The sequence below is a fragment of the Enterobacter cloacae subsp. cloacae ATCC 13047 genome, assembly GCF_000025565.1.
Classification (GTDB): Bacteria; Pseudomonadota; Gammaproteobacteria; order Enterobacterales; family Enterobacteriaceae; genus Enterobacter; species Enterobacter cloacae.
Genome location: NC_014121.1, coordinates 3,800,250 through 3,825,370 on the forward strand (window position 1 = coordinate 3,800,250; position 25,121 = coordinate 3,825,370).

At 53.2% G+C, this 25,121-nt stretch carries 22 protein-coding genes and 4 tRNA genes; 15 read left to right on the plus strand and 11 right to left on the minus strand.

The genetic code is table 11. The features are described from left to right. The first annotated feature begins 8 nt into the window (after nucleotides 1-8). Complete coding sequence (locus ECL_RS18500; protein ID WP_013098180.1) at nucleotides 9-740, plus strand: LytR/AlgR family response regulator transcription factor; 732 nt, start codon at nucleotides 9-11, stop codon at nucleotides 738-740. Nucleotides 741-771: 31 nt separating this feature from the next. Here the strand turns inward: ECL_RS18500 and glk are convergent, their stop codons facing one another. Next, a complete protein-coding gene (glk, locus tag ECL_RS18505; RefSeq protein WP_013098181.1) occupies nucleotides 772-1,737 on the minus strand; it encodes a glucokinase in 966 nt (321 codons plus the stop codon). Nucleotides 1,738-1,942: 205 nt separating this feature from the next. On the opposite strand from glk, the gene ECL_RS18510 reads away from it, so the two are divergent. Continuing rightward, complete coding sequence (locus ECL_RS18510) at nucleotides 1,943-3,178, plus strand: ion channel protein (protein WP_013098182.1); 1,236 nt, start codon at nucleotides 1,943-1,945, stop codon at nucleotides 3,176-3,178. On the opposite strand, the gene ipdC is transcribed toward ECL_RS18510, so the two are convergent. After that, nucleotides 3,179-4,837, minus strand: a complete 1,659-nt coding sequence (ipdC, locus tag ECL_RS18515; protein WP_013098183.1) for an indolepyruvate decarboxylase — start codon at nucleotides 4,835-4,837, stop codon at nucleotides 3,179-3,181. Between the two features lie 184 nt (nucleotides 4,838-5,021). Here ipdC and mgrA point away from each other — a divergent pair, with 184 nt between their 5' ends. Further along, a complete protein-coding gene (gene mgrA / locus ECL_RS18520; RefSeq protein WP_013098184.1) occupies nucleotides 5,022-6,020 on the plus strand; it encodes an L-glyceraldehyde 3-phosphate reductase in 999 nt (332 codons plus the stop codon). Between the two features lie 125 nt (nucleotides 6,021-6,145). Beyond that, nucleotides 6,146-6,502: a DUF2502 domain-containing protein gene (locus ECL_RS18525; RefSeq protein WP_013098185.1), complete on the plus strand. Its 357-nt coding sequence runs from the start codon at nucleotides 6,146-6,148 to the stop codon at nucleotides 6,500-6,502. A gap of 34 nt (nucleotides 6,503-6,536) precedes the next feature. Here the strand turns inward: ECL_RS18525 and ECL_RS18530 are convergent, their stop codons facing one another. After that, entirely contained in the window at nucleotides 6,537-7,775 is a 1,239-nt protein-coding gene (locus ECL_RS18530; RefSeq protein ID WP_040022336.1) for an Nramp family divalent metal transporter, read from the minus strand. Nucleotides 7,776-8,124: 349 nt separating this feature from the next. Here ECL_RS18530 and ECL_RS18535 point away from each other — a divergent pair, with 349 nt between their 5' ends. After that, a complete protein-coding gene (locus ECL_RS18535) occupies nucleotides 8,125-9,312 on the plus strand; it encodes a NupC/NupG family nucleoside CNT transporter (protein WP_013098187.1) in 1,188 nt (395 codons plus the stop codon). 44 nt (nucleotides 9,313-9,356) lie between these two features. Here the strand turns inward: ECL_RS18535 and ECL_RS18540 are convergent, their stop codons facing one another. The 3 genes from ECL_RS18540 to ECL_RS18550 all read right to left on the minus strand — a co-directional run bounded on the left by ECL_RS18540 (nucleotide 9,357) and on the right by ECL_RS18550 (nucleotide 11,953). Beyond that, nucleotides 9,357-11,546 carry an EAL domain-containing protein gene (locus tag ECL_RS18540; RefSeq protein ID WP_044157883.1) on the minus strand — a complete coding sequence of 730 codons (2,190 nt, stop codon included), beginning with the start codon at nucleotides 11,544-11,546 and terminating at the stop codon, nucleotides 9,357-9,359. 214 nt (nucleotides 11,547-11,760) lie between these two features. Further along, nucleotides 11,761-11,836, minus strand: a tRNA-Ala gene (locus ECL_RS18545). A gap of 41 nt (nucleotides 11,837-11,877) precedes the next feature. Further along, nucleotides 11,878-11,953 (minus strand) — tRNA-Ala (locus tag ECL_RS18550). A 217-nt stretch (nucleotides 11,954-12,170) separates the two neighbouring features. On the opposite strand from ECL_RS18550, the gene ECL_RS18555 reads away from it, so the two are divergent. Next, nucleotides 12,171-12,533: a YfeC-like transcriptional regulator gene (locus ECL_RS18555; protein ID WP_013098189.1), complete on the plus strand. Its 363-nt coding sequence runs from the start codon at nucleotides 12,171-12,173 to the stop codon at nucleotides 12,531-12,533. Nucleotide 12,534: 1 nt separating this feature from the next. Beyond that, nucleotides 12,535-12,930 (plus strand): YfeC-like transcriptional regulator, encoded by a 396-nt coding sequence (locus tag ECL_RS18560; protein ID WP_013098190.1) that lies wholly within the window; start codon nucleotides 12,535-12,537, stop codon nucleotides 12,928-12,930. Between the two features lie 43 nt (nucleotides 12,931-12,973). On the opposite strand, the gene gltX is transcribed toward ECL_RS18560, so the two are convergent. Then, the gene (gene gltX, locus ECL_RS18565; protein WP_013098191.1) at nucleotides 12,974-14,389 is read right to left on the minus strand and encodes a glutamate--tRNA ligase; all 1,416 of its coding nucleotides are present in this window, start codon (nucleotides 14,387-14,389) and stop codon (nucleotides 12,974-12,976) included. A 258-nt stretch (nucleotides 14,390-14,647) separates the two neighbouring features. Between gltX and ECL_RS18570 the strand changes: the two genes are divergently transcribed. The 3 genes from ECL_RS18570 (at nucleotide 14,648) to ECL_RS18580 (ending at nucleotide 15,325) form a co-directional block, all read left to right on the plus strand. Then, nucleotides 14,648-14,723 (plus strand) — tRNA-Val (locus ECL_RS18570). A gap of 4 nt (nucleotides 14,724-14,727) precedes the next feature. Then, nucleotides 14,728-14,803, plus strand: a tRNA-Lys gene (locus tag ECL_RS18575). A gap of 180 nt (nucleotides 14,804-14,983) precedes the next feature. Further along, entirely contained in the window at nucleotides 14,984-15,325 is a 342-nt protein-coding gene (locus tag ECL_RS18580; protein WP_013098192.1) for a FlxA-like family protein, read from the plus strand. Here ECL_RS18580 and ECL_RS18585 read toward each other — a convergent pair. Continuing rightward, nucleotides 15,322-16,257, minus strand: a complete 936-nt coding sequence (locus tag ECL_RS18585; RefSeq protein WP_013098193.1) for a LysR family transcriptional regulator — start codon at nucleotides 16,255-16,257, stop codon at nucleotides 15,322-15,324. The genes ECL_RS18580 and ECL_RS18585 overlap by 4 nt on opposite strands. 89 nt (nucleotides 16,258-16,346) lie before the next feature. Between ECL_RS18585 and ECL_RS18590 the strand changes: the two genes are divergently transcribed. Continuing rightward, the gene (locus tag ECL_RS18590; RefSeq protein WP_013098194.1) at nucleotides 16,347-17,342 is read left to right on the plus strand and encodes a bile acid:sodium symporter family protein; all 996 of its coding nucleotides are present in this window, start codon (nucleotides 16,347-16,349) and stop codon (nucleotides 17,340-17,342) included. Here ECL_RS18590 and ECL_RS18595 read toward each other — a convergent pair. From ECL_RS18595 to zipA, 3 genes are all read right to left on the minus strand, one after another. Further along, nucleotides 17,339-17,554, minus strand: a complete 216-nt coding sequence (locus tag ECL_RS18595) for a DUF3820 family protein (RefSeq protein ID WP_003861328.1) — start codon at nucleotides 17,552-17,554, stop codon at nucleotides 17,339-17,341. The two genes, ECL_RS18590 and ECL_RS18595, sit on opposite strands and share 4 nt — an antisense overlap. A 1-nt stretch (nucleotide 17,555) precedes the next feature. After that, nucleotides 17,556-19,571, minus strand: coding sequence for an NAD-dependent DNA ligase LigA (ligA, locus tag ECL_RS18600; protein ID WP_013098195.1), 2,016 nt, complete (start codon nucleotides 19,569-19,571; stop codon nucleotides 17,556-17,558). A gap of 69 nt (nucleotides 19,572-19,640) precedes the next feature. Next, nucleotides 19,641-20,627, minus strand: coding sequence for a cell division protein ZipA (zipA, locus tag ECL_RS18605; RefSeq protein WP_013098196.1), 987 nt, complete (start codon nucleotides 20,625-20,627; stop codon nucleotides 19,641-19,643). Between the two features lie 230 nt (nucleotides 20,628-20,857). Between zipA and cysZ the strand changes: the two genes are divergently transcribed. From cysZ to ptsI, 4 genes are all read left to right on the plus strand, one after another. Then, complete coding sequence (gene cysZ / locus ECL_RS18610; protein WP_013098197.1) at nucleotides 20,858-21,619, plus strand: sulfate transporter CysZ; 762 nt, start codon at nucleotides 20,858-20,860, stop codon at nucleotides 21,617-21,619. A gap of 163 nt (nucleotides 21,620-21,782) precedes the next feature. Then, on the plus strand, nucleotides 21,783-22,754 hold the full coding sequence (gene cysK, locus ECL_RS18615; RefSeq protein ID WP_013098198.1) for a cysteine synthase A: 972 nt from the start codon (nucleotides 21,783-21,785) through the stop codon (nucleotides 22,752-22,754). 317 nt (nucleotides 22,755-23,071) lie between these two features. Then, complete coding sequence (gene ptsH / locus ECL_RS18620) at nucleotides 23,072-23,329, plus strand: phosphocarrier protein Hpr (protein WP_000487600.1); 258 nt, start codon at nucleotides 23,072-23,074, stop codon at nucleotides 23,327-23,329. Between the two features lie 44 nt (nucleotides 23,330-23,373). Next, the gene (gene ptsI, locus ECL_RS18625; RefSeq protein WP_013098199.1) at nucleotides 23,374-25,101 is read left to right on the plus strand and encodes a phosphoenolpyruvate-protein phosphotransferase PtsI; all 1,728 of its coding nucleotides are present in this window, start codon (nucleotides 23,374-23,376) and stop codon (nucleotides 25,099-25,101) included. The last annotated feature ends 20 nt before the right edge of the window (nucleotides 25,102-25,121 follow it).

Genomic DNA, 25,121 nt, shown 5'->3' on the forward strand with positions numbered 1-25,121 from the left:
AGTAACCCGTGAAAGTGATCATTGTAGAAGATGAGTTTCTGGCTCAACAGGAGCTGAGCTGGCTCATCAAAACGCACAGTCAGATGGAGATCGTGGGCACGTTTGACGATGGTCTGGACGTGCTGAAGTTTTTGCAGCATAACCGCGTTGATGCCATTTTTCTTGATATCAACATTCCGTCGCTGGATGGCGTATTACTGGCGCAAAACATCAATCAGTTTGCCCATAAGCCGTTTATTGTCTTCGTCACCGCCTGGAAGGAGCATGCGGTTGAAGCCTTCGAGCTGGAGGCGTTTGACTATATCCTTAAGCCTTACCAGGAGTCGCGCATCGTCACCATGCTGCAAAAGCTGGAGGCCGCGTGGCAACAGCAGAACGCCCCTGTCACCGCAAGTCCCGCAGTACGTGAGAATGACACGATTAACCTGGTGAAGGATGAACGTATCATCGTGACGCCGGTTAACGATATCTACTATGCCGAAGCCCATGAAAAGATGACGTTTGTCTATACGCGGCGGGAATCGTACGTGATGGCGATGAACATTACCGAGTTTTGCAGCAAGCTGCCGACAGCGCATTTCTTCCGCTGTCACCGCTCGTTTTGTGTGAATTTAAACAAGATCCGCGAGATCGAGCCGTGGTTTAACAATACATACATTTTGCGCCTGAAGGATCTTGATTTTCAGGTGCCAGTGAGCCGCAGCAAGGTCAAAGAGTTCCGCCAGTTAATGCACCTGTAAATCCCCTCTCCCGCAAGAGAGGGGCTGGGTTTTAGAGGATCTGGCCGAGCACCTGACGCAGGTGGGCGCCCGAGCCAAGTAAACCCGGGTTGTCGTGCACAATCAGATAAACAGGAATGTCTTGCACGTAGCTTTTAAAACGTCCTTTGTCTTCAAACCCGCCGCGGAAGCCTGACGCTTTGAAGAACTCCAGGAAGCGCGGCACAATGCCACCGGCAATGTAAACGCCACCAAAGGTGCCGAGCGTAAGCGCCAGGTTGCCACCAAAACGCCCCATTATCACGCAGAACAGCGACAGTGCGCGACGGCAGTCGATGCAGCTGTCTGCCAGTGCGCGCTCGGTCACGTCTTTCGGCTGCAGATTTTCCGGCAGACGGCCGTCAGACTTCACAATGGCACGATACAGGTTTACCAGCCCCGGGCCGGAAAGCACGCGCTCAGCCGACACGTGGCCGATCTCAGCGCGTAGCTCTTCCAGAATAATGCCCTCTTCTTCGCTGTTCGGTGCAAAGTCCACGTGGCCACCTTCACCCGGCAGACTCACCCAGCGCTTATCAACATGAACCAGATGCGAAACGCCCAGCCCCGTGCCGGCACCGTAAACGGCAATCGGCTTGCCTTCTACCGGTGCAGTACCGCCAAACTGAGTCAGGTGCTCTGGCTTCAGCATCGGGATGGCCATCGACACCGCAGTAAAGTCGTTGATGATTTCCAGATGTGCAAAGCCGAGGTTCTTTTTCATCTCGGCGATGGAAAATGCCCAGGTATGGTTGGTCATCGCGACCCAGTCGCCGGTAATCGGGCAGGCAATCGCGATACAGCCATCGTCAACGCTGACCTTGTGCTCTTCCAGATAGACGCGTACAACGGCCTCAAGGCTGGGGTAATCCAGCCCTGAATAGGTTTTCGCCTGGGAAATTTCACCGCTACTTACATCGCATAATGCCAGGCGCGCGTTAGTGCCGCCCACATCTCCTACCAAAGCATACTTTGTCATTCTTCTACTGCTCCGCTAAAGTCAGAATAAATCTTTGGAACACTGTAAATTCAAGGCGTGATAACAACAACGACCGGAAGGTGAATGCCCCGGGATTATCGATCTTCGTCACAGAATAACTTTACCGTTTCAGCACCTTTTGCACTATTGCCACAATGCTGATTGTGCAAAGTAACGTAATACCTTTTTGTACAAGGAAATTATCATGCTCCACCCGCGAGCCAGAACCATGCTGTTGCTGGCAATCCCGGCCTTAATTATTGGTATTGTCTCAAGCCTGGTGCTTATCGTCGTGATGAAAGTCGCCTCGGTGCTGCAAACGATGTTATGGACTGCGCTTCCGGCTCAGGTGGGTATCAGCGTTGATTCGCCGGCGTGGATCATTATGATGCTGACCCTGACGGGGATTGCGGTGGGTCTGGTGATCCGCTTTAGCCCAGGGCACGCCGGGCCTGATCCGGCGCTGGAACCGCTGATTGGTGCTCCGGTCGCACCTGCAGCGCTGCCAGGACTTATTATCGCGTTGATTATCGGTCTGGCGGGCGGCGTTAGCCTGGGGCCGGAACACCCGATCATGGCGGTCAACATCGGTCTGGCGGTGTATCTCGGTTCACGCATTTTACCCCGCGTCGGGGCCCTGGACTGGACGATTCTGGCATCGGCTGGCACCATTGGCGCGCTCTTCGGTACGCCGGTCGCGGCCGCGCTGATTTTCTCGCAGACGCTTTCCAGCAATAACGACGTGCCGCTCTGGGATAAACTCTTTGCGCCACTGATGGCCGCCGCGGCCGGTGCGCTCACCACCAGTCTGTTTTTCAATCCACACTTCTCGCTCTCCCTTCCCCACTACGGCCAGATGCAGATAGCCGATATCTTCAGCGGTGCGGTTGTGGTCGCTATTGCCATTGCGCTGGGGATGATCGCCGTATGGTGTCTGCCGCGTCTGCACCGGCTGGTGCATAAGCTCAAACATCCGGTGCTTATCCTCGGGGTTGGCGGATTGATCCTCGGCATTTTAGGGGCCATCGGCGGTAAGGTAACGCTGTTTAAAGGTCTGGATGAGATGCAACAGCTGGCCTTCAGTCAGGTATTTAGCGTGTCCGATTATTTGCTGTTTGCGCTCATAAAGCTGGCTGCGCTGGTGGTGGCGGCAGCGTGCGGTTTCCGTGGCGGACGGATCTTCCCGGCGGTCTTTGTTGGCGTCGCGTTGGGGCTGATGCTGCATGAACATGTGGATGCCGTTCCGGCGGCGATAACCGTCTCTTGCTCTATTCTGGGGCTGGTATTGGTGGTGACGCGTGATGCCTGGCTGAGCCTGTTTATGGCCGCGGTGGTGGTTCCGGATACTACTCTCATCCCGTTACTTTGCATCGTGATGTTGCCCGCCTGGCTCCTGCTGGCGGGCAAACCGATGATGATGGCCTGGCGTAACGACAAGTGATCAGGCGTTGTTACGCGCTTCCAGCGCTTTGGTAATCGCCCCTAACAGCGGCGGGATATCCGCTTTGGGTAGCATCACTTCAATCAATGTTAGTCGCTCGTGGTGTGCCACTTTTTCGAGCACCTCCGCCAGCTGTTCCGCTTCACTGACCCGCCAGCACTGTGCCTGAGGATCCAGGCTCAGTGCCTGCGGAATTTGCGTCCAGTTCCATAAGGCAATGTCGTTATAGCGCTGTTCCGGTCCATGAATGGCCCTCTCTACGGTGTACCCTTCATTGTTGAGCACCAGGATAATGGGGTGCTGTTTATCACGCAGCATCGAGCCCAGTTCCTGAATGGTCAACTGCGCGGCGCCATCCCCCGTGAGCACAATGACGCGCCGGTCTGGACAGGCGGTTTGGGCACCATACGCCGCGGCCAGGGTGTAGCCAATGGAGCCCCACAGCGGCTGGACGATAAAATTCACATCTGCCGGTAGACGCAAATCGATCGCACCAAAGGCTGACGTCCCCTGGTCGGCAAGAATAATGTCACCCGGGCGAATAAAGGTTTGCAGGGTGCTCCAGAAATTCTCCTGAGTGAGCGAGCCCTCGGATTGCGGGAAGGCGATACCGCTGTGAGAGACTGGCGCCAGGGTATCATGGACATACTGTTTGCAGAGAGCCACCAGCGTCTCGATCGCGTCAGACATAGGGATACCGGTAAACCAGACATCCCCCACCCGTGCGGCATGGGGCTGCACTTCTATCGTTTGCGCCTGCGTCAGCTGATGGGTAAACCCCGCCGTCAGAGTATCAGTAAAACGCGTGCCAATGCACAGTACCGTATCCGCCCCTTCGATGGCCTCTTTTACCGCCCCGACGCTTGCCGAACCACTGTACGTGCCATAAAAACCGGGCTGGCGTTCGTCAAAAATGCCCTTGCCCATCAGCATGGTGGCGTGGGCAATGGGCACCTCTTTCACCCATTTCTGCAGGGCATGTTTCATGCCGTGGCGCAGGACCAGGAAATCGGCCAACAGCGCGGTACGCTTGCTTGTTTTCAGTCTGCTCTCGGCGGCGTCTCGGAACGCTTTCAGGCAGGCGTTATCGGCATGCGCTGTCTTTAACGTGAGAGCGTTTACAGGCGGCGTGGCTGATTTTTTAGCCACATCAGCAGGCAGCATCAGGTAGCCTGGACGTCGCTCCCGCAGCATGGTTGTTAACACTCTGTCGATTTCGTAGCAGGCGTTTTGTTCGGTCAGGATCGCCTGCGCGACCGTGATCGGTTCACTCATATGGTAGAAGTGACGGAACTCACCATCACCCAGCGTGTGGTGCAGCAGCTCACCTTTTTGCTGTGAGGCCGTACCCGGTGCCCCCACAATGTGTAACACCGGAACATGCTCGGCAAAGCTGCCGGCCATGCCGTTCATGGCACTTAATTCCCCTACGCCAAATGTTGTCAGCAGCGCGGCAAAGCCCTTACATCGGGCATATCCGTCAGCGGCATAAGATGCGTTTAGCTCATTGGCACAGCCCACCCAACAGATATCCGGGCTGTCGATGACATGATCGAGAAACTGCAGGTTATAGTCGCCCGGCACGCCAAACAGATGATCGGCACCACAATCTGTAAGACGGTCCAGCAGGTAATCGGCGACGCAGTACGGGGTTCGCATAACAGGTGTCCTTCTGACGTTGACCTCACTTTGAGTATTAAATAAGCGTGATGGCTGTCCAGAAATGGCAGAAAGAAGAGTATGGAAAGAATGCTTTACAAAAAAGGCTGCGCTATGCTCTGTTTTTTCGCATCAGTGTAAACGCATACACTGTTCTTACTTTTCAGCGCCAGAGGTCATGAGAATGCACTATCAGCCAGATAAAAACCGTTATCAGACAATGCTGTATCGTCGCTGTGGGCAAAGTGGCGTTAAATTACCCGCCGTCTCTCTTGGGCTCTGGCACAACTTCGGTGACGCCACGCTTATCGAAAACAGCCGTCAACTTTTACAGCGCGCGTTTGATCTTGGTATTACACACTTCGACCTTGCCAATAACTATGGTCCGCCTCCCGGTTCCGCCGAGCGCAATTTCGGCCGCATTTTGCAGGAAGATTTTCTGCCGTGGCGCGATGAACTGATCATCTCGACGAAAGCGGGCTATACCATGTGGGACGGCCCTTACGGTGACTGGGGATCGCGCAAATATCTCATCGCAAGCCTGAATCAAAGTCTGAAACGTATGGGGCTGGAGTATGTTGATATCTTCTATCACCACCGTCCTGACCCGGAAACGCCGCTGCAGGAGACAATGAAAGCGCTTGACCATCTGGTGCGTCAGGGGAAAGCCCTGTATGTCGGTTTGTCCAATTACCCGGCCGAGCTTGCACGGCAGGCTATCGACATACTTCATGACCTCGGCACGCCGTGTCTGATCCATCAGCCGAAATATTCAATGTTTGAACGTGCGCCGGAAGCGGGCTTGCTGGACGTTTTGCAGGAAAAAGGTGTCGGCTGCATTCCGTTCTCGCCGCTGGCGGGTGGTCAACTGACCGATCGTTATCTGAACGGCATTCCGGCTGACTCCCGTGCCGCGAGCGGGAGTAAGTTCCTGAACCCGGATCAGATAACCCAGGAGAAACTGGAAAAAGTCAAAAAGTTGAACGCGCTGGCAGAAAGCCGGGGACAGAAGCTGTCTCAGATGGCGCTGGCCTGGATTTTGCGCCACGAGGCGGTAACTTCCGTACTGATTGGCGCCAGTAAAACCGGGCAAATAGACGATGCAGTGGGCATGCTGGAGAACCGCCATTTCACGGCGGAAGAGCTTGCCACCATTGACGCGATCCTGAATAGCTCAAAATAAATCCTGCTTTAGCAAAAAGTGCTATCACGTCTGAATTCGGAGTTGAGGCGATGAAACGAGGCTTTCCCAACTCGTAAAATTGCGTTAACAGGCCCCCTAAGGCCCCGATCGTGAAGGAGAAGAGTATGTTCAGGTCACTGATTCTTGCAGCGGTATTACTGGCTTCGGCCCCGCTGGTCGCCACTGCTGGCGAAATCACCCTGTTGCCATCAGTAAAATTACAAATTGGCGATCGTGACGACTACGGCAGATACTGGGACGGTGGCTACTGGCGCGACCGTGACTACTGGCACCGTCACTATGAGTGGCGCGGCGACCGCTGGTGGAAACATGATAATGGTTTGCACCGCGGCTGGTACAAAAACAACGCCTACGAGCGTGGTTATCGCGAAGGCTGGAACGACCGTGATGATCGCCGTGGCGGCTGGGATCGCGGCGGTAAAGGTCGCGGTGGACATGGCCACGGCCACGGTCGTCACTAATCTAAAAAAAGGAGCCTCCCGGCTCCTTTTTCTTTTATAACCCCAATGCCGTGCCTATCAGTAACCACAGGTTCAGCGCCACTACCACAACCACGATGACCCATCCGGTCCGTTTCACCAGCGTGGTGTTAACCAGTTCACCCATCAGATCTTTGTTGCTGGTAAAGATCAGCAGCGGCACCAGCGCAAGTGCGATCCCGAAGCTCAGCAGCACCTGGCTCATGACCAGAATGCGTGTTGGGTCCAGCCCCATCAGGATCACCACAAATGACGGCAACATTGTGACGGTGCGACGTACCCACAGCGGTATATGGAAGCGGACGAACCCCTGCATGACCACCTGCCCGGCCAGTGTTCCTACCACCGTAGAGGAGAGACCTGCCGCCACCAGGCTTAAGCCAAATATGGTCGCAGCCGCATGGCTCAGTAACGGCTCCAGCGTCAGATAGGCCTGGTCGAGATCGGCAATGCCAGTGTGTCCGTTAAAGTGGAACGCAGCGGCAGCGGTAGCCATCATCGCCAGATTCACAAAACCGGCAATCGTCATGGCGATAGCCACATCCCATTTGGTTGCCGAATAGCGTTCTTTGCGCGTCCCCCCGTGCAGGTGCTGGGTTAACGAGGAGTGAAGGTAAATCACATGTGGCATGATGGTCGCCCCCAGCACCCCGGCAGCGAGGAACACCGCTTCAGAGGTTGGCAGGCTTGGGATCACCATCCCTTTACCGAGCTGCGCCAGGTTAGGCTGCGAGAAAATCAGTTCGACAATATAGGCCGCAGCGACAAACAGCAGCAGGCCGCCGATGACTTTTTCCAGCGGTTTTTGCCCCCGACGCTGCAGCATCAGAATAAGGAAGGTGGCAATGCCGGTAAGCACCGCCCCCTGCAGCAGTGATACGCCGAGGATCAGCTTGAAACCAATTGCCGCACCAATGAATTCGGCGAGATCGGTTGCCATCGCAATGATTTCCGCCTGGATCCAGTACAACCATACCGCCGGGCGCGGGTAATGATCGCGGATCTGTTCCGCCAGGTTTTTACCGGTGGCAATACCCAGTTTCGCGGAAAGCATCTGAATCAGCATAGCCATCAGGTTAGCCCAGACAACCACCCACAGAAGCTTATAGCCAAAGCTGGCCCCGGCCTGAATATTGGTCGCAAAATTGCCTGGATCGATATAGCCAATGGCAGCGATGAACGCAGGTCCCATTAATGCGAACCGCAACTTGCGCGCTGCTCTGCCACTGCTACCCTCTACGCGACTGTTTGTCATTTCTGCCTCTGAAATATAGCCTTTGCTATGTTTAATGCTATCAAAATGAGAATGATTATCAAGATCATTTGTAACGGTTGCAGTGATTTCTCTGATAGCTTTGAACGATAGACAGGCGGGTAAGCGGGGGCGCTCTAACAGAAACCGAAATCGCGCGCTCTTTTGTGAAGACTAGCACACAAACTTAACTTTTCACTCATTTACCTAACATAACAAAAATGTATTGTGGATCACTATTTTTGAGACTCGTCACAGGATGTAACTATAGTGTGTCCTTGATCTCGTTTTCTTTTCGGTTGTTACATAGAATGTGCACGAAAATTAAACCTGCCTCATATTTGGAGCAAATATGGACCGCGTCCTTCACTTTGTCCTGGCACTCGTTGTCGTTACTGCGCTTGCGTTGCTGGTCAGCCATGACCGTAAAAAAATCCGCATTCGCTTTGTTGTTCAGCTTCTCGTTATTGAAGTTTTGCTCGCGTGGTTCTTCCTGAACTCCAACGTGGGGCTTGGCTTCGTAAAAGGCTTCTCCGAAATGTTCGAAAAACTGCTCGGATTCGCCAACGAAGGGACGAACTTTGTCTTCGGTAAAATGAACGACGAAGGGCTGGCGTTCTTCTTCCTGAAAGTACTTTGCCCAATCGTCTTCATCTCTGCGCTGATTGGTATTCTGCAACACATCCGTGTTTTGCCGATTGTGATCCGTGCCATTGGTACCGTACTGTCCAAAGTTAACGGTATGGGTAAGCTGGAATCATTCAACGCCGTCAGCTCCCTGATTCTGGGCCAGTCAGAGAACTTTATCGCGTATAAAGATATTCTCGGCAAGATGTCCCGTAACCGTATGTACACCATGGCCGCAACAGCAATGTCCACCGTTTCCATGTCTATCGTGGGCGCGTATATGACCATGCTGGAACCAAAATATGTGGTTGCTGCTCTGGTGCTGAATATGTTCAGTACCTTTATCGTACTGTCACTGATCAACCCATACCGTGTTGAGGAAGGCGAAGAGAACCTGCAGATGGCAAATCTGCACGAAGGTCAGAGCTTCTTCGAAATGCTGGGTGAATATATTCTGGCGGGCTTTAAAGTGGCGATTATCGTTGCCGCGATGCTGATCGGCTTCATCGCTCTGATCTCTGCCCTGAACGCCCTGTTCGCCGCGGTTCTGGGCATCTCCTTCCAGGGCATCCTGGGCTACATCTTCTACCCTGTTGCATGGGTGATGGGTGTCCCTGCTCACGAAGCGCTGCAGGTTGGTAGTATCATGGCGACCAAACTGGTTTCTAACGAATTCGTTGCAATGATGGATCTGCAGAAAATCGCCAGCACGCTCTCTCCACGTGCGGAAGGCATCCTGTCCGTGTTCCTGGTTTCCTTCGCGAACTTCTCGTCCATCGGTATCATCGCCGGTGCGATTAAAGGTCTGAACGAAGAACAGGGTAACGTTGTTTCTCGCTTCGGTCTGAAACTGGTTTACGGCTCAACGCTGGTGAGCGTACTGTCAGCGTCTATCGCAGCACTGGTACTGTAACCCGTCACGTTATATGAGAACCGGGAGCCTGGCTCCCGGTTTTTTTATGCCTGCAGTGCGTCAAGCGGCGTCGGTTTGCCTATCAGGTATCCCTGCAGGTAATCCACACCAAAGCGCAGCAGCATGTCACGTTGCGCCGGCGTCTCCACATATTCAGCCACCACACACAGTGATTTGGTTTTTGCCAGATTACAAATCGACTGCACAATCATCGCGTCCATGTCGTCGGTACAGATATCTTTAACAAAGCAGCCATCTATTTTAATGATATCCGCCTGAAGGCGTCTGAGTCGTTCGTAGTTGGCATAGCCGGTACCAAAATCATCAATCGCGATACGGAACCCACGATCCCGTAGCTGCTGAAGGTTTTTGATACTGCTGCCAGAGTTCGAGAAGGCCTGCTCTTCCGTGATCTCAAGGACAACGTCCTGCGGCGCGATACCATAGTGTTCGAACAACGCGCTAATCTCGGTAGCCACCTCTTTTTGCATCAGCGTCAGAGGCATCAGATTGACAGAAAAGCGAGTGCCACCCTGCGACGGAGGATGATCGCGCAACCACAACAGCAGTTTTTCCAGCACGCACATATCAAAGCGGTGGCTCAGGTTAAACTGGGCAATCAGCGGGATGAAGCGGTCAGGCGTGATAATCTCTCCCTCGCTTTCCATGCGCGCCAGTATTTCGTAATAACCACTGCCGTCCGCTTTTTGGATCGGCTGGGCATATAAATGAAACTGACCGGCATCCAGGGCATGTTTAATACGCGCTAACATCAGCACCCGTTCTGTGGTTTGCCCCGACGCGGCCTCCAGGCTATTGGTGAGCGCGAGTACGTTATGCGCTCCGCATGACTGCTCGGCCAGCCAGCTCAGTTGGCCCAGCGTATGGTGCAAGTTCTCGCCGTTTTCGACCATTCCCCAGGATGCGCCAAACTCGATATCCAGCCCCGTGTTGTTCCAGTAAATTTTTCGGCTATTTAATTGATCGACCATATGCTGCAGCCGTTCAGCGGTTTCAGGCCCCAGCAATACAATGACCAGCTCGCTGCCTGGCAACTGGAAGAGCTTCTCATCTTTCTGCAACAGCGGCTGCAGGGAGGTGGTTACCCTACGTTTGCAATGCACCCGCATGAGAATGCCGTAGTGGCGACTTAAAAATTCCAAGTTGTCCATCCGCAGGCAGCAGATTTTTGCATCCGGCTGAGCCTGAAGAAACTCTTCCAGCGCCCGAATATTCGGTAAACCAGTCAGCGGGTCGGTCAGCGCCCTGTCCTGCCAGTCCTGCTTCAACCAGTTGCTTCGCTGGTAGAGCCGCGACATGTAAAGCAGACAGATAGCGAAAGAGATCAGCACAGACAGGATAAAGGAGAGTGAATGCCCAGATTCGACGCCATTAAGGAAGTTGTAGTTATAGGTCAACAGCAGCAGAGCGGATGCCGCCCACAGTAAAGAGATGAGCGCATAGCTGAGGCGACTGATACCTAGCGTAAAGAGAATAAAAATGACTGGCATTAAATAGCCAGCAATAACCGGTGACTCAAATGGCGCACATAACACGGCAAGGGTGAAAATTAAAAAAGCCAGCCAGATGAATACATACAAAGATTTTTTATGAAAAAACACTGGCTTCACGCTCCGCAGCCAGAAGGTTCTGACATAGCGGGGATTAATTATCATTCTTAATGGATAATAGAACATCATGGTGAAAATCAATGCTGCGCATATCAAGCTTTGAATATCAACGATGTTATAAATTACGGTGCCTTCGCCAAAGAATGTTGAGATAGTCACGGGAAAATCAAATAAAAAGCCAGCCAGATACATCAACCCTTTAATGCCTATCGGCACCATAAAGCCCAGCCAGAATATACGTTGCCCAATGTGTTTGTTCGGCACGCAGTGACGCCAGCGCTTGCCCAGCACAAGGCGCAGGACGCCACAGGCAGCAAAGACAGAAAACGTCTGACAGATCAATAATACTAAATATTGTAGTGGTGCTAAATTAATATTATAGATGTTAGCAATAGTGAAACTTAAAAGAATGGGAATGATTGCCCGACGCCCAAATAACAAAATGACGGCCAGCATAACGCTTAACGGCAGCCATGCCAGATAAACATCATGACCATTTACTATAGCGCGTGGAGAGATATAACGGGAAAAGGGCACCGTAATCAAACACAGCGCCAGAGCAATCATAAATATCTTTACATTATTGTAAGTTTTTCTATTCATTAAGTTGGATAATCTGTTTTACCATGCAAATTATTGGCCGGACGGATAATAGGTTTATTAATTGCTCGAATCAAGTTGAAGTCCATTTATAGACTCGTTTATTGATTTGGATTGAGGCGAGGTATAGGAACGCTGCTAATTTGGCAACAAAAGAGGGTGAAGGTCGTTACAAAGACATAAAAAAACCCCCGTCTTTCGACGAGGGTTCAAATTTTGGTGGAGCTAAGCGGGATCGAACCGCTGACCTCTTGCATGCCATGCAAGCGCTCTCCCAGCTGAGCTATAGCCCCACATGTTACTTTACTTACCCTACTCTGTTGGGTTCAGAGTTTGGTGGAGCTAAGCGGGATCGAACCGCTGACCTCTTGCATGCCATGCAAGCGCTCTCCCAGCTGAGCTATAGCCCCATCGTAAAGCTGTCATGTTGACGGGCGGCATAATATGAATTCCGCTGCGGAGTGTCAACGGCAAAATCAATCACTGCCGTTCAATCGCCGAAAAATCATGCAAATGAACCACTTTGCGAGCCGCCTCGCAGTCAGGAGTTAAGCCTGTCACGTTTTCACCTAAAACGGTGCTATAAAATGAACCGTTAATTGACCCCACAAATATTCAGGAAATTGTATGATCAAGGAACGAATGACGCCAGAAGAGTTAGCCCTCCTCACTGGCTATAGCCGCCAGACCATCAATAAATGGGTACGCAAAGAGGGTTGGATTACATCGCCAAAACCGGGAGTTCAGGGCGGGAAAGCGCGCCTGGTACATGTGAACGAGAAAGTGCGTGACTTTATCCGCAGCGCGCGCCGGGCAACGGAAACCTCAGATATGCCGGAAAATGCGTTGCAAAACGGTTCTCTGCACACATTACTTCTGACGCTGGCGAATGAAATGACGCCGGAAGAGCAAAAGCAGATGACATCGCTGTTACTGCGGGAAGGGATTACCGGATTGTTGCAACGTTTAGGGATTCGCGACCATAACTGATATGAAAAGATTACGCAGCAAAATGACCACGGAAGAGCTGGCGAACAGCCTGGGTGTTGCCCGGCAAACCGTTAACCGCTGGATTCGTCAGCAGGGCTGGAAAACCGAAGGGATCAATGGCGTGAAAGGGGGACGGGCGCGGCTGATCCACATTGATGCTCGGGTGAAGGAGCATATCATGAACCTCCCGGCCATTCGCAACCGTCAGGCGGTTTACCACCTGGCAGAAGCAACGATGCCCTATGGCGATCCTGCGTCGTCGAATCTGCTCGTGCAGATTGTCGACACGCTTGAAAACATGACGCAGCTGGAACAGGAGCGACTGCACGTGTTGCTAAAACGCGAAGGCATCAGCGGTTTTCTTACGCGCCTGGGTATTGCTGAATTACACGCATAAAAAAACGGCAGGTTACCCTGCCGTTTTTGCTTCTCAGGCTGTTTTACTGCTGGTTTTCGCGTTCAGCAATAAATCCCAGAGCCTTGTTAATGCGCGCCACGCTGCGAGACTTACCGATCGCGTGAACGGTAACATCCAGCGCCGGAGACTGACCCGCACCGGTCACCGCTACGCGCAGTGGCATACCTACTTTACCCATACCGACTTCCAGTTCGTCAGCGGTAGCCTGAATCGCATGATGCACATTCTCGGCGGTCCACTCAGTGAGGGCAGCCAGTTTGTCACGTACCACTTCCAGCGGCTGACGCGCAACAGGACGCAGATGTTTCTTCGCGGCATCCGCATCGAACTCATCAAACTCTTCATAGAAGTAGCGGCAGCTTTCGGCGATCTCTTTCAGCGTTTTGCAACGCTCGCCGAGCAGTTTCACCAGGTCCGCCAGCTCAGGGCCAGTACGGGTATCAATATTGGCCTGCTCAATGTGCCACTGCAGGTAAGTCGCCACATATTCCGGCGGCATGGTATTGATGTAGTGGTGGTTCAGCCACAGCAGCTTGTCAGTGTTAAATGCACTGGCGGATTTGCTCACAGAGCTCAGAGAGAACAGATCGATCATCTCTTCGCGGCTGAAAATTTCCTGATCGCCATGAGCCCAGCCCAGACGCACCAGGTAGTTCAGCAGCGCTTCCGGCAAATAGCCGTCGTCGCGATACTGCATAACGCTGACCGCACCGTGACGTTTAGACAGCTTTTTACCGTCGTCACCGTTGATCATTGAAACGTGCGCATAGACCGGAACAGGGGCATTTAACGCTTTCAGGATGTTGATCTGTCGCGGGGTGTTATTGATATGGTCTTCGCCACGGATAACGTGGGTGATTTCCATGTCCCAGTCGTCAACCACCACGCAGAAGTTATAGGTTGGAGAACCGTCGGTACGACGGATGATCAGATCGTCCAGCTCCTGGTTGCTGAATTCGATTGGGCCACGGATCTGGTCGTCAAAAATAACAGAGCCGTCCTGTGGGTTAGCAAAACGCACCACGCAAGGTTCATCAGCGGCATGCTCGCTGTGGTCATGGCGGCAGCGGCCGTCGTAACGCGGCTTTTCGCCGTTCGCCATCTGCTCTTCACGTAGCGCATCCAGGCGCTCTTTAGAGCAATAGCATTTGTATGCCGTACCCGCGACCAGCATCTCGTCAATTACCGCGTTATAACGGTCAAAACGTTTGGTCTGGAAGTAAGGACCTTCATCCCACTGCAGATTCAGCCAGTTCATCCCATCCATAATGGCTTCAATTGCTTCCGGCGTGGAGCGCTCGAGATCGGTGTCTTCAATACGCAGCACGAACTCACCTTTGTTGTGGCGTGCAAAAAGCCAGGAATAGAGAGCAGTACGTGCACCACCGACGTGCAGGTAGCCTGTCGGGCTGGGCGCGAAGCGAGTTTTGATTTTCATGAAATGGCCTTACGTTATAAAGATGCCGGCAATCGGCAAATCCTGGGGAAAAAACGATGGGCAATATTCTATCACTGTGCGGCGATTCCTCAATGTCGATCCCTTTATCGTGACCGAGTTTGCTGTTTTTGTTTAGAAATCATGCGCCACAGCCCATTTCACGATCGTTTTGTTTAATTTTACGACGAACGAATAAAAACTTTAGAAAATGCGTTGACTCATTTTCAACTCTCCCTATAATGCGACTCCACACAGCGGGGGTGATTAGCTCAGTTGGTAGAGCATCTCCTTTACACGGAGGGGGTCGGCGGTTCGAGCCCGTCATCGCCCACCATTTCGGGTCGTTAGCTCAGTTGGTAGAGCAGTTGACTTTTAATCAATTGGTCGCAGGTTCGAATCCTGCACGACCCACCAATGTAAAAAAGCGCCCTAAAGGCGCTTTTTTGCTATCTGCGATATGGACGGTTCGAATCTTTTGCACAGAAACTTCCTGTAGCCGCTCCAGCCAGCCTAACGCCCTGCCAGATATAGCAGTTTTCCTCAAGCTCCCACCATCGGTGCCGATATCTCTGTTTTATGGTAAGAGGAAAGACTATGACGACCATTCAGACATCAACCCACCCTATTCAAACCAGTAACAGTGGTGGGAGTGCTTCCAGTGGCAACGATATTGCTGCCCAAATCAGCCGCATTACGGAGCAAATCACCAAACTGACTCAACAGCTAAAAGAGCTGCCAGAGAGTGCCGGCAGCCCGGAAGAGAAGAAAAAACAGCAGGAGCTCATTCAGGCACAGCTTAAAGTGCTGCAGACACAGCTTGCACAACTATTGCGCCAGCAGGCGGAAGAGGCCCAGAAGAAACAAGACCAGAAGCAGGGCAAAGTGGAAGGCGTAAACAACCCATCAGATGTCAATCAGATCGATATTTACATCTAATCATCTGCAGCATTAAACAGTGGGTCGCGTATGCGGGCTTCGGTTAACCGTTGCGCCTGGATACGCACCACTTCCCAGATAGCCTGTGCCGCCCCCGAAAGAGAACGATTTTTTCGTCGAACCAGCATCAGCTTTCTGTCAACCACCGGGGTCAACCGTCTTACAGCCAGCCGGCTCCCCTGTGGCAACGGCAGCGCCAGGGCAGGCAATACGCTGATCCCAATGCCTGCCTCAACCATAGGAAACAGCGTAGCCGGATGACCAATCTCCTGCACGATGGTTGCTTTTACCCCCTGAGCATTCAGCGCGGAGTCAATCAACGGACGGCTGCCCGATGCATAATCCTGTAAAACCAGTTTCGCGCCCTGCAGCGTCTGCCAGCTAACATGAGGCAGCATTGCCAGCGGATCGTCGTCCCGACAGAGCAGCAAAAAAGGCTCAGAAAGCACAATCTCACACTCCAGGTCACTCACCTGGCCGGGATCGATGACGATGCCAAAATCCACATCGCCCTGGCGGATGCTCTCCAGCACCCACTGTTGCGGCCTGTCGTGCAGCACAAAATCGATATCCGGATAGCGCTGGTTACCCTCAGCAATACACTGCGGAATAAGATGCGCCGAAATCGTCTGGCTTGCTGCCACCCGTACGGTGCCAGAAAGCTGCTGCCCCAGTCTCCCGACATCCCTGAGCGTGCTGTTCAGTTCATCCAGTAACCGCTCCAGTCGCAGCGCCAGCTGCTGTCCGGCTTCGGTTAATACCACTTCACGCGTGGTGCGGTCGAGTAGACGCACACCTGTCTGGAGTTCCAGTTCTTTCACACTGTGGCTGACGGCCGACTGGCTCAGGCCAATGATCTCCCCTGCCCGGCTGAAGCTGCGGGCATGGGCCACGGTGACAAAAACGCGAAGCTGACGTAAGGAATAATTCATCTGTTTAATTCATGAATAGATGCAATAAATCAATTTTATTTCTCAAAGGGAACAAAGCACAATAGCGACATCTGTTTTCAGGAGTCATTATGAAACTATTTCGTATTCTTGATCCGTTTACACTTACCCTGGTCGTCACTGTTTTACTGGCCTCCTTCTTCCCCGCGCGCGGCGGTTTTGTGCCATTCTTTGAAGGACTCACCACCGCGGCCATCGCGCTGCTGTTCTTTATGCACGGCGCCAAACTCTCCCGCGAAGCCATTATCGCAGGGGGAAGTCACTGGCGACTGCACCTGTGGGTCATGTGCAGCACCTTTATTCTTTTCCCAATACTCGGCGTGCTGTTTGCGTGGTGGGCTCCGGTCAATGTTGACCCGGCGCTCTATACCGGTTTCCTCTACCTCTGTATTTTGCCAGCCACCGTCCAGTCCGCTATTGCCTTTACTTCGCTGGCAGGCGGCAACGTCGCGGCCGCTGTCTGCTCGGCATCGGCATCAAGCCTGTTAGGGATTTTCGTCTCGCCGCTGCTGGTTGGCCTGCTGATGAATATGCACGGTGCAGGCGGTAATCTGGAGCAGGTCGGGAAAATCTGTCTGCAGCTGCTTCTGCCATTTGTCCTTGGTCATCTTTCTCGTCCGTGGACGGGGGCGTTTGTGGCGAAGCACAAGAAATGGATCTCAAAAACCGATCAGACGTCGATCCTGCTGGTGGTTTACTCCGCCTTCAGCGAAGCCGTGGTGAATGGTATCTGGCATAAGGTGGGCGCAGGCTCGCTGCTGTTTATCGTGGTGGTCAGTATCGTCCTGCTGGCGATTGTCATTGCGGTAAACATCTTTGTGGCACGCAAATGTGGCTTCAACAAAGCAGACGAAATCACCATTGTGTTCTGCGGCTCGAAGAAAAGCCTGGCAAACGGCATCCCGATGGCCAACATTCTGTTCCCGACCTCGGTGATTGGGATGATGGTACTGCCGCTGATGATTTTCCATCAGATCCAGCTGATGGTCTGTGCAGTACTGGCGCGTCGTTATAAACGTCAGACGGAAAAACTGGCGCAGGAAGAGACCCGCGCCGCGAAGGCTTAAGGACGTTTCAGGGGCTGAACCAGCTGGGTCAGCCCCTCGGTTTTAATCAGTAGCGTGATGGCCATCAGCTCGCCCAGTCGTCCCGCCGGGAATTCATCCTTTCGGGCAAACCACAGAAGGTACTCTTCCGGCAAATCAATCAGCCTGCGGCCCTTATATTTACCGAACGGCATCTCCGTATTGGCGATCTCGACGAGCTGCTCTTTTTCCACGTTACTCTCCCAGCAGACGCATCATTTCTGCTTCATCGATTACCTCAATCCCGAGCTCCTGCGCTTTTGCAAGCTTGGAACCGGCGGCTTCCCCGGCGATCACCAGATCCGTTTTCTTCGACACGCTGCCCGCCACTTTTGCCCCCAGTGCCACCAGACGCGCCTTCGCATCATCCCGTGAAAGCTGGCTGAGACTGCCGGTCAGTACTACCGTTTTACCGGCAAACGGGCTGTCGATCTCTTCGGCATTGACGACGACCGGCGCAGGCCATTTAATGCCCTGCTCCAGCAGTTTTCCGATGACGTCGCGGTTGCTCTCTTCGGCAAAGAAGTTAAAGACGTGCGTGGCCACCACAATGCCAACATCAGGCACTTTTTGCAGCTCCTCAATGCTCGCTTTCTCCAGCGCGTCCAGCGTGCCAAAGTACGCCGCCAGACCTGCAGCGGTGGCTTCACCCACCTCACGAATACCAAGCGCATAGAGGAAACGGGCAAACGTGGTCTCTTTGGCGGCTTCCAGCGCATTCACCACATTCTGAGCCGACTTCGGCCCCATGCGGTCAAGACCGGTCAGCTTACCCGCCGTCAGTTTGAAAAGATCCGCAGGCGTATGGACATACTCTTTCTCAACCAGCTGATCGATAATTTTGTCGCCCATGCCGTCAACGTCCATTGCCCGTCGGGAAACGAAATGCTTGAGTGACTCTTTACGCTGCGCGCCACAGATTAATCCCCCGGTACAGCGAGCCACCGCTTCGCCTTCCACACGCTCTACGTCTGAGCCACATACCGGGCAATGCGTCGGAAACACGATGGCGCGCGTATCATCAGGGCGTTCTGACTGAACCACGTTGACCACTTGCGGGATCACATCTCCCGCCCGGCGAATCACCACTTTGTCACCAATACGCAGGCCAAGACGATCGATTTCATCCGCGTTATGCAGCGTGGCGTTGCTCACCAGCACACCGGCCACGTGTACTGGCTCCAGACGCGCAACCGGCGTGATAGCTCCGGTACGACCCACCTGGAACTCCACATCGCGAACAAAGGTCATCTGCTCCTGGGCCGGGAATTTAAACGCCACAGCCCAGCGTGGTGCTCGCGCCACAAAGCCTAGCTGCTCCTGAAGCGCAAGCGAGTTAACCTTGATCACCACACCATCGATATCAAAACCGAGCGTCGGGCGGTCTTCTTCAACCTTGCGATAAAACGCAAGAACCGCCTCCGGTGAGTCGCAAAGCTGCACGCGGTTGCTGACCGGCAAGCCCCACGCTTTAAACTGCAGCAAACGCCCGAGGTGGGTGTCCGGCAGCTCCCCTCCTTCCAGAATACCGACGCCATAGCAGAAGAAAGTAAGCGGTCGCTTCGCGGTAATACGCGGGTCCAGCTGGCGTAAAGAGCCTGCCGCCGCGTTGCGCGGGTTCGCAAACACCTTCCCACCGGTGCGACGCGCCTCTTCGTTGATTTTCTCGAAGCCCGCCTGCGGCAGGAAAACTTCACCGCGCACTTCCAGACGAGCAGGAATATTGTCGCCGTGCAACTTCAGCGGGATCGCGCGTATGGTACGCACGTTGGTGGTGATGTCTTCCCCGGTAGTGCCATCACCGCGCGTTGCGGCACGGACCAGCACGCCGTTTTCATACAGGATACTGACGGCCAGGCCATCCAGCTTCAGCTCACAGCACCAGGTCAGGGCGTCGCTGCTTTTGAGTCGATCCTGCACACGCTTATTAAAGGCGAGAAAGCTCTCTTCATCGAAGACGTTATCCAGAGAGAGCATCGGCACTTCATGACGTACCTGGCTGAACGCACCTAGCGGTTCAGCGCCGACACGTTGGGTTGGGGAGTCCGGGGTGATCAACTCCGGGTGCTGCGCCTCTAAATCGCGCAGTTCACGCATCAGGCGATCGTACTCCGCATCCGGCACTTCCGGTGCGTCCATCACATGATAAAGATATTCATGATGGCGAAGCGTGGTTCGCAGTTCAGTGATTTGTTGTTCGATTGAGTCCATATCGCACCATCAATGAGAAAAAACCCCCGACAGGCGGGGGTTGAGGAGGAGTTGAAGAAAACGCGTCGATTACGCGTTGGCTTCCTTAACTTCGCGGATGCGGTCCTGATACTCGCGCAGTTTCTGCGGCGTCATCATGCGACGCTGGTCGTCGAGTACCACACCACCCACTTCGTCAGCGATGTGCTGAGCGGACTGCAGCATCAGCTTAAAGTTTTGCAGTTCGTCACCGTAAGATGGAACCTGCATAAAGATCGTCACGCCCGGCGTTACGAAATCGCCCGTCATTTCAGGGTCGAAGGTGCCAGGGTTAACCATGTTGGCCAGGCTAAACAGCGCCGGGCCGCTACCGTCCGGGCTCAGGTGGCGATGGAAAATATTCATGTCGCCAAACTTGAAGCCAGCCTGTTGAATACTGTTAAGCAGCACGTCACCGTTCAGATGGCTGCCGTGATGGGCGGCCACGTTCATGATGATCACCGCTTCTTTACGCTGCGGTTTTTCAACAACCGGTTCTGGCTCTACAACGGGCTCTGGCTCAACCTGCGGTGCCGGGGCTGGCTGTGGTGCAGGCTGCGCCTGAACAGGCTGTTGCGGCGGTTGCTGTACCGGCTGAGCAGGCTGCGGTTGTACAGACTGCTGCACGGGTTGCTGTGGAACCGGCTGCGGCGCAGCTGGCTGCTGTTGAACAGGCTGCTGCGGCGGCTGACGCACCGGCTCTTCCACAGGCTGCGGCGCAGGCTGGCGCGGCTGTGCAGAAGCATACGGCGGTTGATACTGGTGCTGCGCAGTACGGGGGGCTTCATGCTCCCCATGAGCCGCGCCGGGCGCAGTATTGACCCGATGAACACGAACTTCACCCACGCCGTCGTCATCACGATCGTCGATGTCATATTCACTGTCATCGTCGTCACGACTGGACTTCATGCGCTTCAGTGGGCGATCGCGAAACATAGAAGAACGCTCTTTACGGCTGGTCCAGAAACCATGTACCAGTAAAGCGATTATGGCGATCGCGCCAACAATGATTAATATCAGACGCAAATCCTGCATCATTATATTCTCTGTTGTTCTAACACCTTGCCACCACGGCAAACATTTACTCACTAAGAGTATTTGCCGTTTACGTCAAGTGCAAGTGTGTGCAGAGCATTCACAGCATAAAGATGAACTAAATCGTGCTTTTTGCTGTTTTTTCGAACATTTCCGAACTGGTCATTGGTCCGTAACTGGATAATATAGGCGGGCAATTCCACTGGTTGTGAAAAAAGGAGTACAGCCTGGTTATGGTTTCAACATCATCTTCTCCCCCACGCAGCGGCGTCTGGTATTTTTCTCAGGGCTGGAAACTGGTCTCCCTGCCGGGTATTCGACGTTTCGTCATTCTGCCCTTGCTGATCAACATTATTCTTATGGGCGGCGCCTTCTGGTGGCTTTTCACGAAGCTTGAAAGCTGGGTCCCGGCCATGATGAGTTATGTACCTGACTGGCTGCAGTGGCTGAGCTATCTGCTGTGGCCACTCGCGGTGATTTCTGTGCTGTTGGTGTTCGGCTATTTCTTCTCAACGATCGCCAACTGGATTGCGGCGCCGTTTAACGGCCTGCTGGCGGAACAGCTCGAAGCGCGTCTGACAGGTGCCACGCCACCGGACACGGGCGTACTGGGGATCATGAAAGATATTCCGCGCATCATGAAGCGCGAATGGCAAAAATTCGCCTGGTATCTCCCCCGTGCAATTGTACTGCTTCTCCTTTATCTGGTGCCCGGTATCGGCCAGACGGTGGCACCTGTGCTGTGGTTCCTGTTCAGCGCCTGGATGCTGGCTATTCAGTACTGCGACTACCCGTTTGATAACCACAAGGTGCCCTTTAAAGAGATGCGTACCGCGCTGCGCACGCAGAAAGTGGCCAATATGCAGTTTGGCGCGCTTACCAGCCTGTTCACCTTGATCCCCTTCCTTAATCTTTTCATCATGCCCGTTGCGGTGTGCGGCGCAACGGCAATGTGGGTCGACTGCTACCGTGCTAAGCACGCGTTATGGAAGTAATGCAAAAATGTGTAAACAAGGGATGGCTTATGCTATCCCTTATTCCATACTGATCCCCATTATTTCCTTGCAGTATATAGATATGCGAATTCCTTACTTCCCCCTACCTGCTTAGCAGGTATGCTGGGTCGGTATCCCAATTTCATACAGTTAAGGACAGGCCATGAGTAAGATTTATGAAGACAACTCGCTGACTATCGGTCATACGCCCCTGGTTCGACTGAACCGTATCGGTAATGGACGCATTCTGGCGAAGGTCGAATCCCGCAACCCGAGCTTCAGCGTAAAATGCCGTATCGGTGCAAATATGATTTGGGATGCCGAAAAACGTGGCGTGCTCAAGCCAGGCGTTGAGCTGGTGGAGCCTACCAGCGGCAATACCGGTATTGCGCTGGCCTATGTGGCTGCGGCGCGTGGCTATAAGCTGACGCTGACCATGCCTGAAACCATGAGCATCGAACGCCGCAAGCTGCTCAAAGCGCTGGGCGCAAACCTGGTGCTGACCGAAGGCGCTAAAGGCATGAAAGGTGCCATTCAGAAAGCCGAAGAGATTGTTGCCAGCGATCCGGCGAAATACCTGCTGCTTCAGCAGTTCAGCAACCCGGCAAACCCGGAAATCCACGAAAAAACTACCGGCCCGGAAATCTGGGAAGATACCGATGGCCAGGTTGATGTGTTTATCTCCGGCGTGGGTACTGGCGGTACGCTGACCGGTGTGTCACGCTATATTAAAGGCACGAAAGGTAAAAAAGACCTGATCACCGTGGCCGTTGAGCCGACCGACTCGCCGGTTATCACCCAGGCGCTGGCGGGTGAAGAGCTCAAACCGGGCCCGCACAAGATTCAGGGTATCGGCGCAGGCTTTATTCCGGGTAACCTGGATCTGAAGCTTATCGATAAAGTCGTCACGATCACGAACGAAGAAGCCATCTCGACGGCACGCCGCCTGATGGATGAAGAAGGTATTCTGGCCGGTATCTCTTCCGGCGCGGCCGTTGCGGCGGCGCTCAAACTTCAGGAAGATGAGTCCTTTACCAACAAGAATATTGTGGTTATCCTACCTTCGTCAGGTGAGCGTTACTTAAGCACTGCACTGTTTGCCGATCTGTTTACCGAGAAAGAACTGCAACAGTAATGCCAGCATGTTAATAACGCGTAAAAAAGCACCTTTTTAGGTGCTTTTTTGTGGCCTGCTTCAAAGTTTTACCCCTCCTGGCATTGATTCACCCCGTTGGGTCTGGTATTTAAACCAGCAATTATTTTGATGCGTGAAATTAATCAGCGAACGAAATACCCTTGCTGAATCGATTTTATGATTTGGTTCAAGTCTTGCTTTCGCTGCATAATGTTTAATGACGATCGAAACGTCAGCGCTAACAATACAGGCTAAAGTTCAGTCGCCAGGCTAGACTTTAGTTCCACAACACTAAACCTATAAGTTGGGGAAATACAATGTTCCAGCAAGAAGTTACCATTACCGCTCCGAACGGTCTGCACACCCGCCCTGCTGCTCAGTTTGTTAAAGAAGCGAAAGGCTTCACTTCTGAAATCACTGTGACTTCCAACGGCAAAAGCGCTAGCGCAAAAAGCCTGTTCAAACTGCAGACTCTGGGCCTGACTCAGGGCACCGTTGTCACTATCTCTGCTGAAGGTGAAGACGAGCAGAAAGCAGTTGAGCATCTGGTAAAACTGATGGCTGAGCTCGAGTAAGTTTCCGGGTTCTTTTAAATATCAGTCACAAGTAAGGTAGGGTTATGATTTCAGGCATTTTAGCATCCCCGGGTATCGCTTTCGGCAAAGCATTGTTGCTGAAAGAAGACGAGATCGTCATCGACCGGAAAAAAATTTCTGCCGACAAGGTTGATCAGGAAGTTGAACGTTTTCTGAGCGGTCGTGCCAAGGCATCTGCGCAACTGGAAGCAATCAAAACTAAAGCTGGCGAAACTTTCGGTGAAGAAAAAGAAGCTATCTTCGAAGGGCACATCATGCTGCTCGAAGATGAGGAGCTGGAGCAGGAAATCATAGCCCTGATTAAAGATAAAGGCATGACGGCCGACGCGGCTGCGCATGAAGTTATCGAAGGTCAGGCATCTGCCCTGGAAGAGCTGGACGATGAATACCTGAAAGAGCGTGCGGCTGACGTACGTGACATCGGTAAGCGCCTGCTGCGCAACATTCTGGGTCTGGCCATCATCGATCTGAGCGCGATTCAGGACGAAGTGATCCTGGTTGCCGCTGACCTGACCCCGTCTGAAACCGCACAGCTGAACCTGAACAAGGTGCTGGGTTTCATCACCGACGCCGGTGGCCGTACCTCCCACACCTCAATCATGGCGCGTTCTCTGGAACTGCCTGCCATCGTGGGTACCGGTAACGTCACCACTCAGGTGAAAAACGACGACTATCTGATTCTGGATGCCGTAAACAACGTGGTTTACGTCAACCCAACTAACGATGTGATCGAGCAACTGCGTACCGTTCAGGAGCAAGTTGCCACCGAGAAAGCGGAACTCGCTAAACTGAAAGACCTGCCAGCCATCACGCTGGACGGCCATCAGGTAGAAGTGTGCGCTAACATCGGTACCGTACGCGACGTCGATGGCGCTGAGCGCAACGGCGCGGAAGGTGTGGGTCTGTATCGTACTGAATTCCTGTTCATGGACCGTGACGCCCTGCCAACTGAAGAAGAGCAGTTTGCGGCGTACAAAGCGGTGGCTGAAGCCTGTGGCTCTCAGGCCGTTATCGTCCGTACCATGGACATCGGTGGCGACAAAGAGCTGCCGTACATGAACTTCCCGAAAGAAGAGAACCCATTCCTGGGCTGGCGTGCAGTGCGTATCGCCATGGATCGTAAAGAAATCCTGCGTGACCAGGTGCGTGCGATTCTGCGTGCCTCTGCTTTCGGTAAGCTGCGCATTATGTTCCCGATGATCATCTCTGTTGAAGAAGTGCGTGCACTGAAGAAAGAGATCGAGATCTACAAACAGGAATTGCGTGACGAAGGTAAAGCATTTGACGAGTCAATTGAGATCGGCGTAATGGTGGAAACACCAGCAGCCGCGACCATTGCGCGTCATTTAGCCAAAGAAGTTGATTTCTTTAGTATCGGCACCAATGATTTAACGCAGTACACCCTGGCAGTTGACCGTGGTAATGATATGATTTCACATCTCTACCAGCCAATGTCACCGTCCGTACTGAACTTGATCAAGCAAGTTATTGATGCTTCTCATGCAGAAGGTAAATGGACTGGCATGTGTGGTGAGCTTGCAGGCGACGAACGTGCTACACTTCTGTTGCTGGGTATGGGTCTGGACGAATTCTCTATGAGCGCCATTTCCATCCCGCGCATTAAGAAGATTATCCGTAACACGAACTTCGAAGATGCGAAGGTGTTAGCAGAGCAGGCTCTTGCTCAACCGACAACGGACGAGTTAATGACGCTGGTTAACAAGTTCATTGAAGAAAAAACAATCTGCTAATCCACGAGATGCGGCCCAAA

Excerpts from the sequence above, each read along its gene's own strand:
- glk (WP_013098181.1), bottom strand. The coding sequence starts at position 1,737 with ATGACAAAGTATGCTTTGGTAGGAGATGTGGGCGGCACTAACGCGCGC.
- ECL_RS18510 (WP_013098182.1), top strand. The coding sequence starts at position 1,943 with ATGCTCCACCCGCGAGCCAGAACCATGCTGTTGCTGGCAATCCCGGCC.
- ipdC (WP_013098183.1), bottom strand. The coding sequence starts at position 4,837 with ATGCGAACCCCGTACTGCGTCGCCGATTACCTGCTGGACCGTCTTACA.
- mgrA (WP_013098184.1), top strand. The coding sequence starts at position 5,022 with ATGCACTATCAGCCAGATAAAAACCGTTATCAGACAATGCTGTATCGT.
- ECL_RS18525 (WP_013098185.1), top strand. The coding sequence starts at position 6,146 with ATGTTCAGGTCACTGATTCTTGCAGCGGTATTACTGGCTTCGGCCCCG.
- ECL_RS18530 (WP_040022336.1), bottom strand. The coding sequence starts at position 7,775 with ATGACAAACAGTCGCGTAGAGGGTAGCAGTGGCAGAGCAGCGCGCAAG.
- ECL_RS18535 (WP_013098187.1), top strand. The coding sequence starts at position 8,125 with ATGGACCGCGTCCTTCACTTTGTCCTGGCACTCGTTGTCGTTACTGCG.
- ECL_RS18540 (WP_044157883.1), bottom strand. The coding sequence starts at position 11,546 with ATGAATAGAAAAACTTACAATAATGTAAAGATATTTATGATTGCTCTG.
- ECL_RS18555 (WP_013098189.1), top strand. The coding sequence starts at position 12,171 with ATGATCAAGGAACGAATGACGCCAGAAGAGTTAGCCCTCCTCACTGGC.
- ECL_RS18560 (WP_013098190.1), top strand. The coding sequence starts at position 12,535 with ATGAAAAGATTACGCAGCAAAATGACCACGGAAGAGCTGGCGAACAGC.
- gltX (WP_013098191.1), bottom strand. The coding sequence starts at position 14,389 with ATGAAAATCAAAACTCGCTTCGCGCCCAGCCCGACAGGCTACCTGCAC.
- ECL_RS18580 (WP_013098192.1), top strand. The coding sequence starts at position 14,984 with ATGACGACCATTCAGACATCAACCCACCCTATTCAAACCAGTAACAGT.
- ECL_RS18585 (WP_013098193.1), bottom strand. The coding sequence starts at position 16,257 with ATGAATTATTCCTTACGTCAGCTTCGCGTTTTTGTCACCGTGGCCCAT.
- ECL_RS18590 (WP_013098194.1), top strand. The coding sequence starts at position 16,347 with ATGAAACTATTTCGTATTCTTGATCCGTTTACACTTACCCTGGTCGTC.
- ligA (WP_013098195.1), bottom strand. The coding sequence starts at position 19,571 with ATGGACTCAATCGAACAACAAATCACTGAACTGCGAACCACGCTTCGC.
- zipA (WP_013098196.1), bottom strand. The coding sequence starts at position 20,627 with ATGATGCAGGATTTGCGTCTGATATTAATCATTGTTGGCGCGATCGCC.
- cysZ (WP_013098197.1), top strand. The coding sequence starts at position 20,858 with ATGGTTTCAACATCATCTTCTCCCCCACGCAGCGGCGTCTGGTATTTT.
- cysK (WP_013098198.1), top strand. The coding sequence starts at position 21,783 with ATGAGTAAGATTTATGAAGACAACTCGCTGACTATCGGTCATACGCCC.
- ptsH (WP_000487600.1), top strand. The coding sequence starts at position 23,072 with ATGTTCCAGCAAGAAGTTACCATTACCGCTCCGAACGGTCTGCACACC.
- ptsI (WP_013098199.1), top strand. The coding sequence starts at position 23,374 with ATGATTTCAGGCATTTTAGCATCCCCGGGTATCGCTTTCGGCAAAGCA.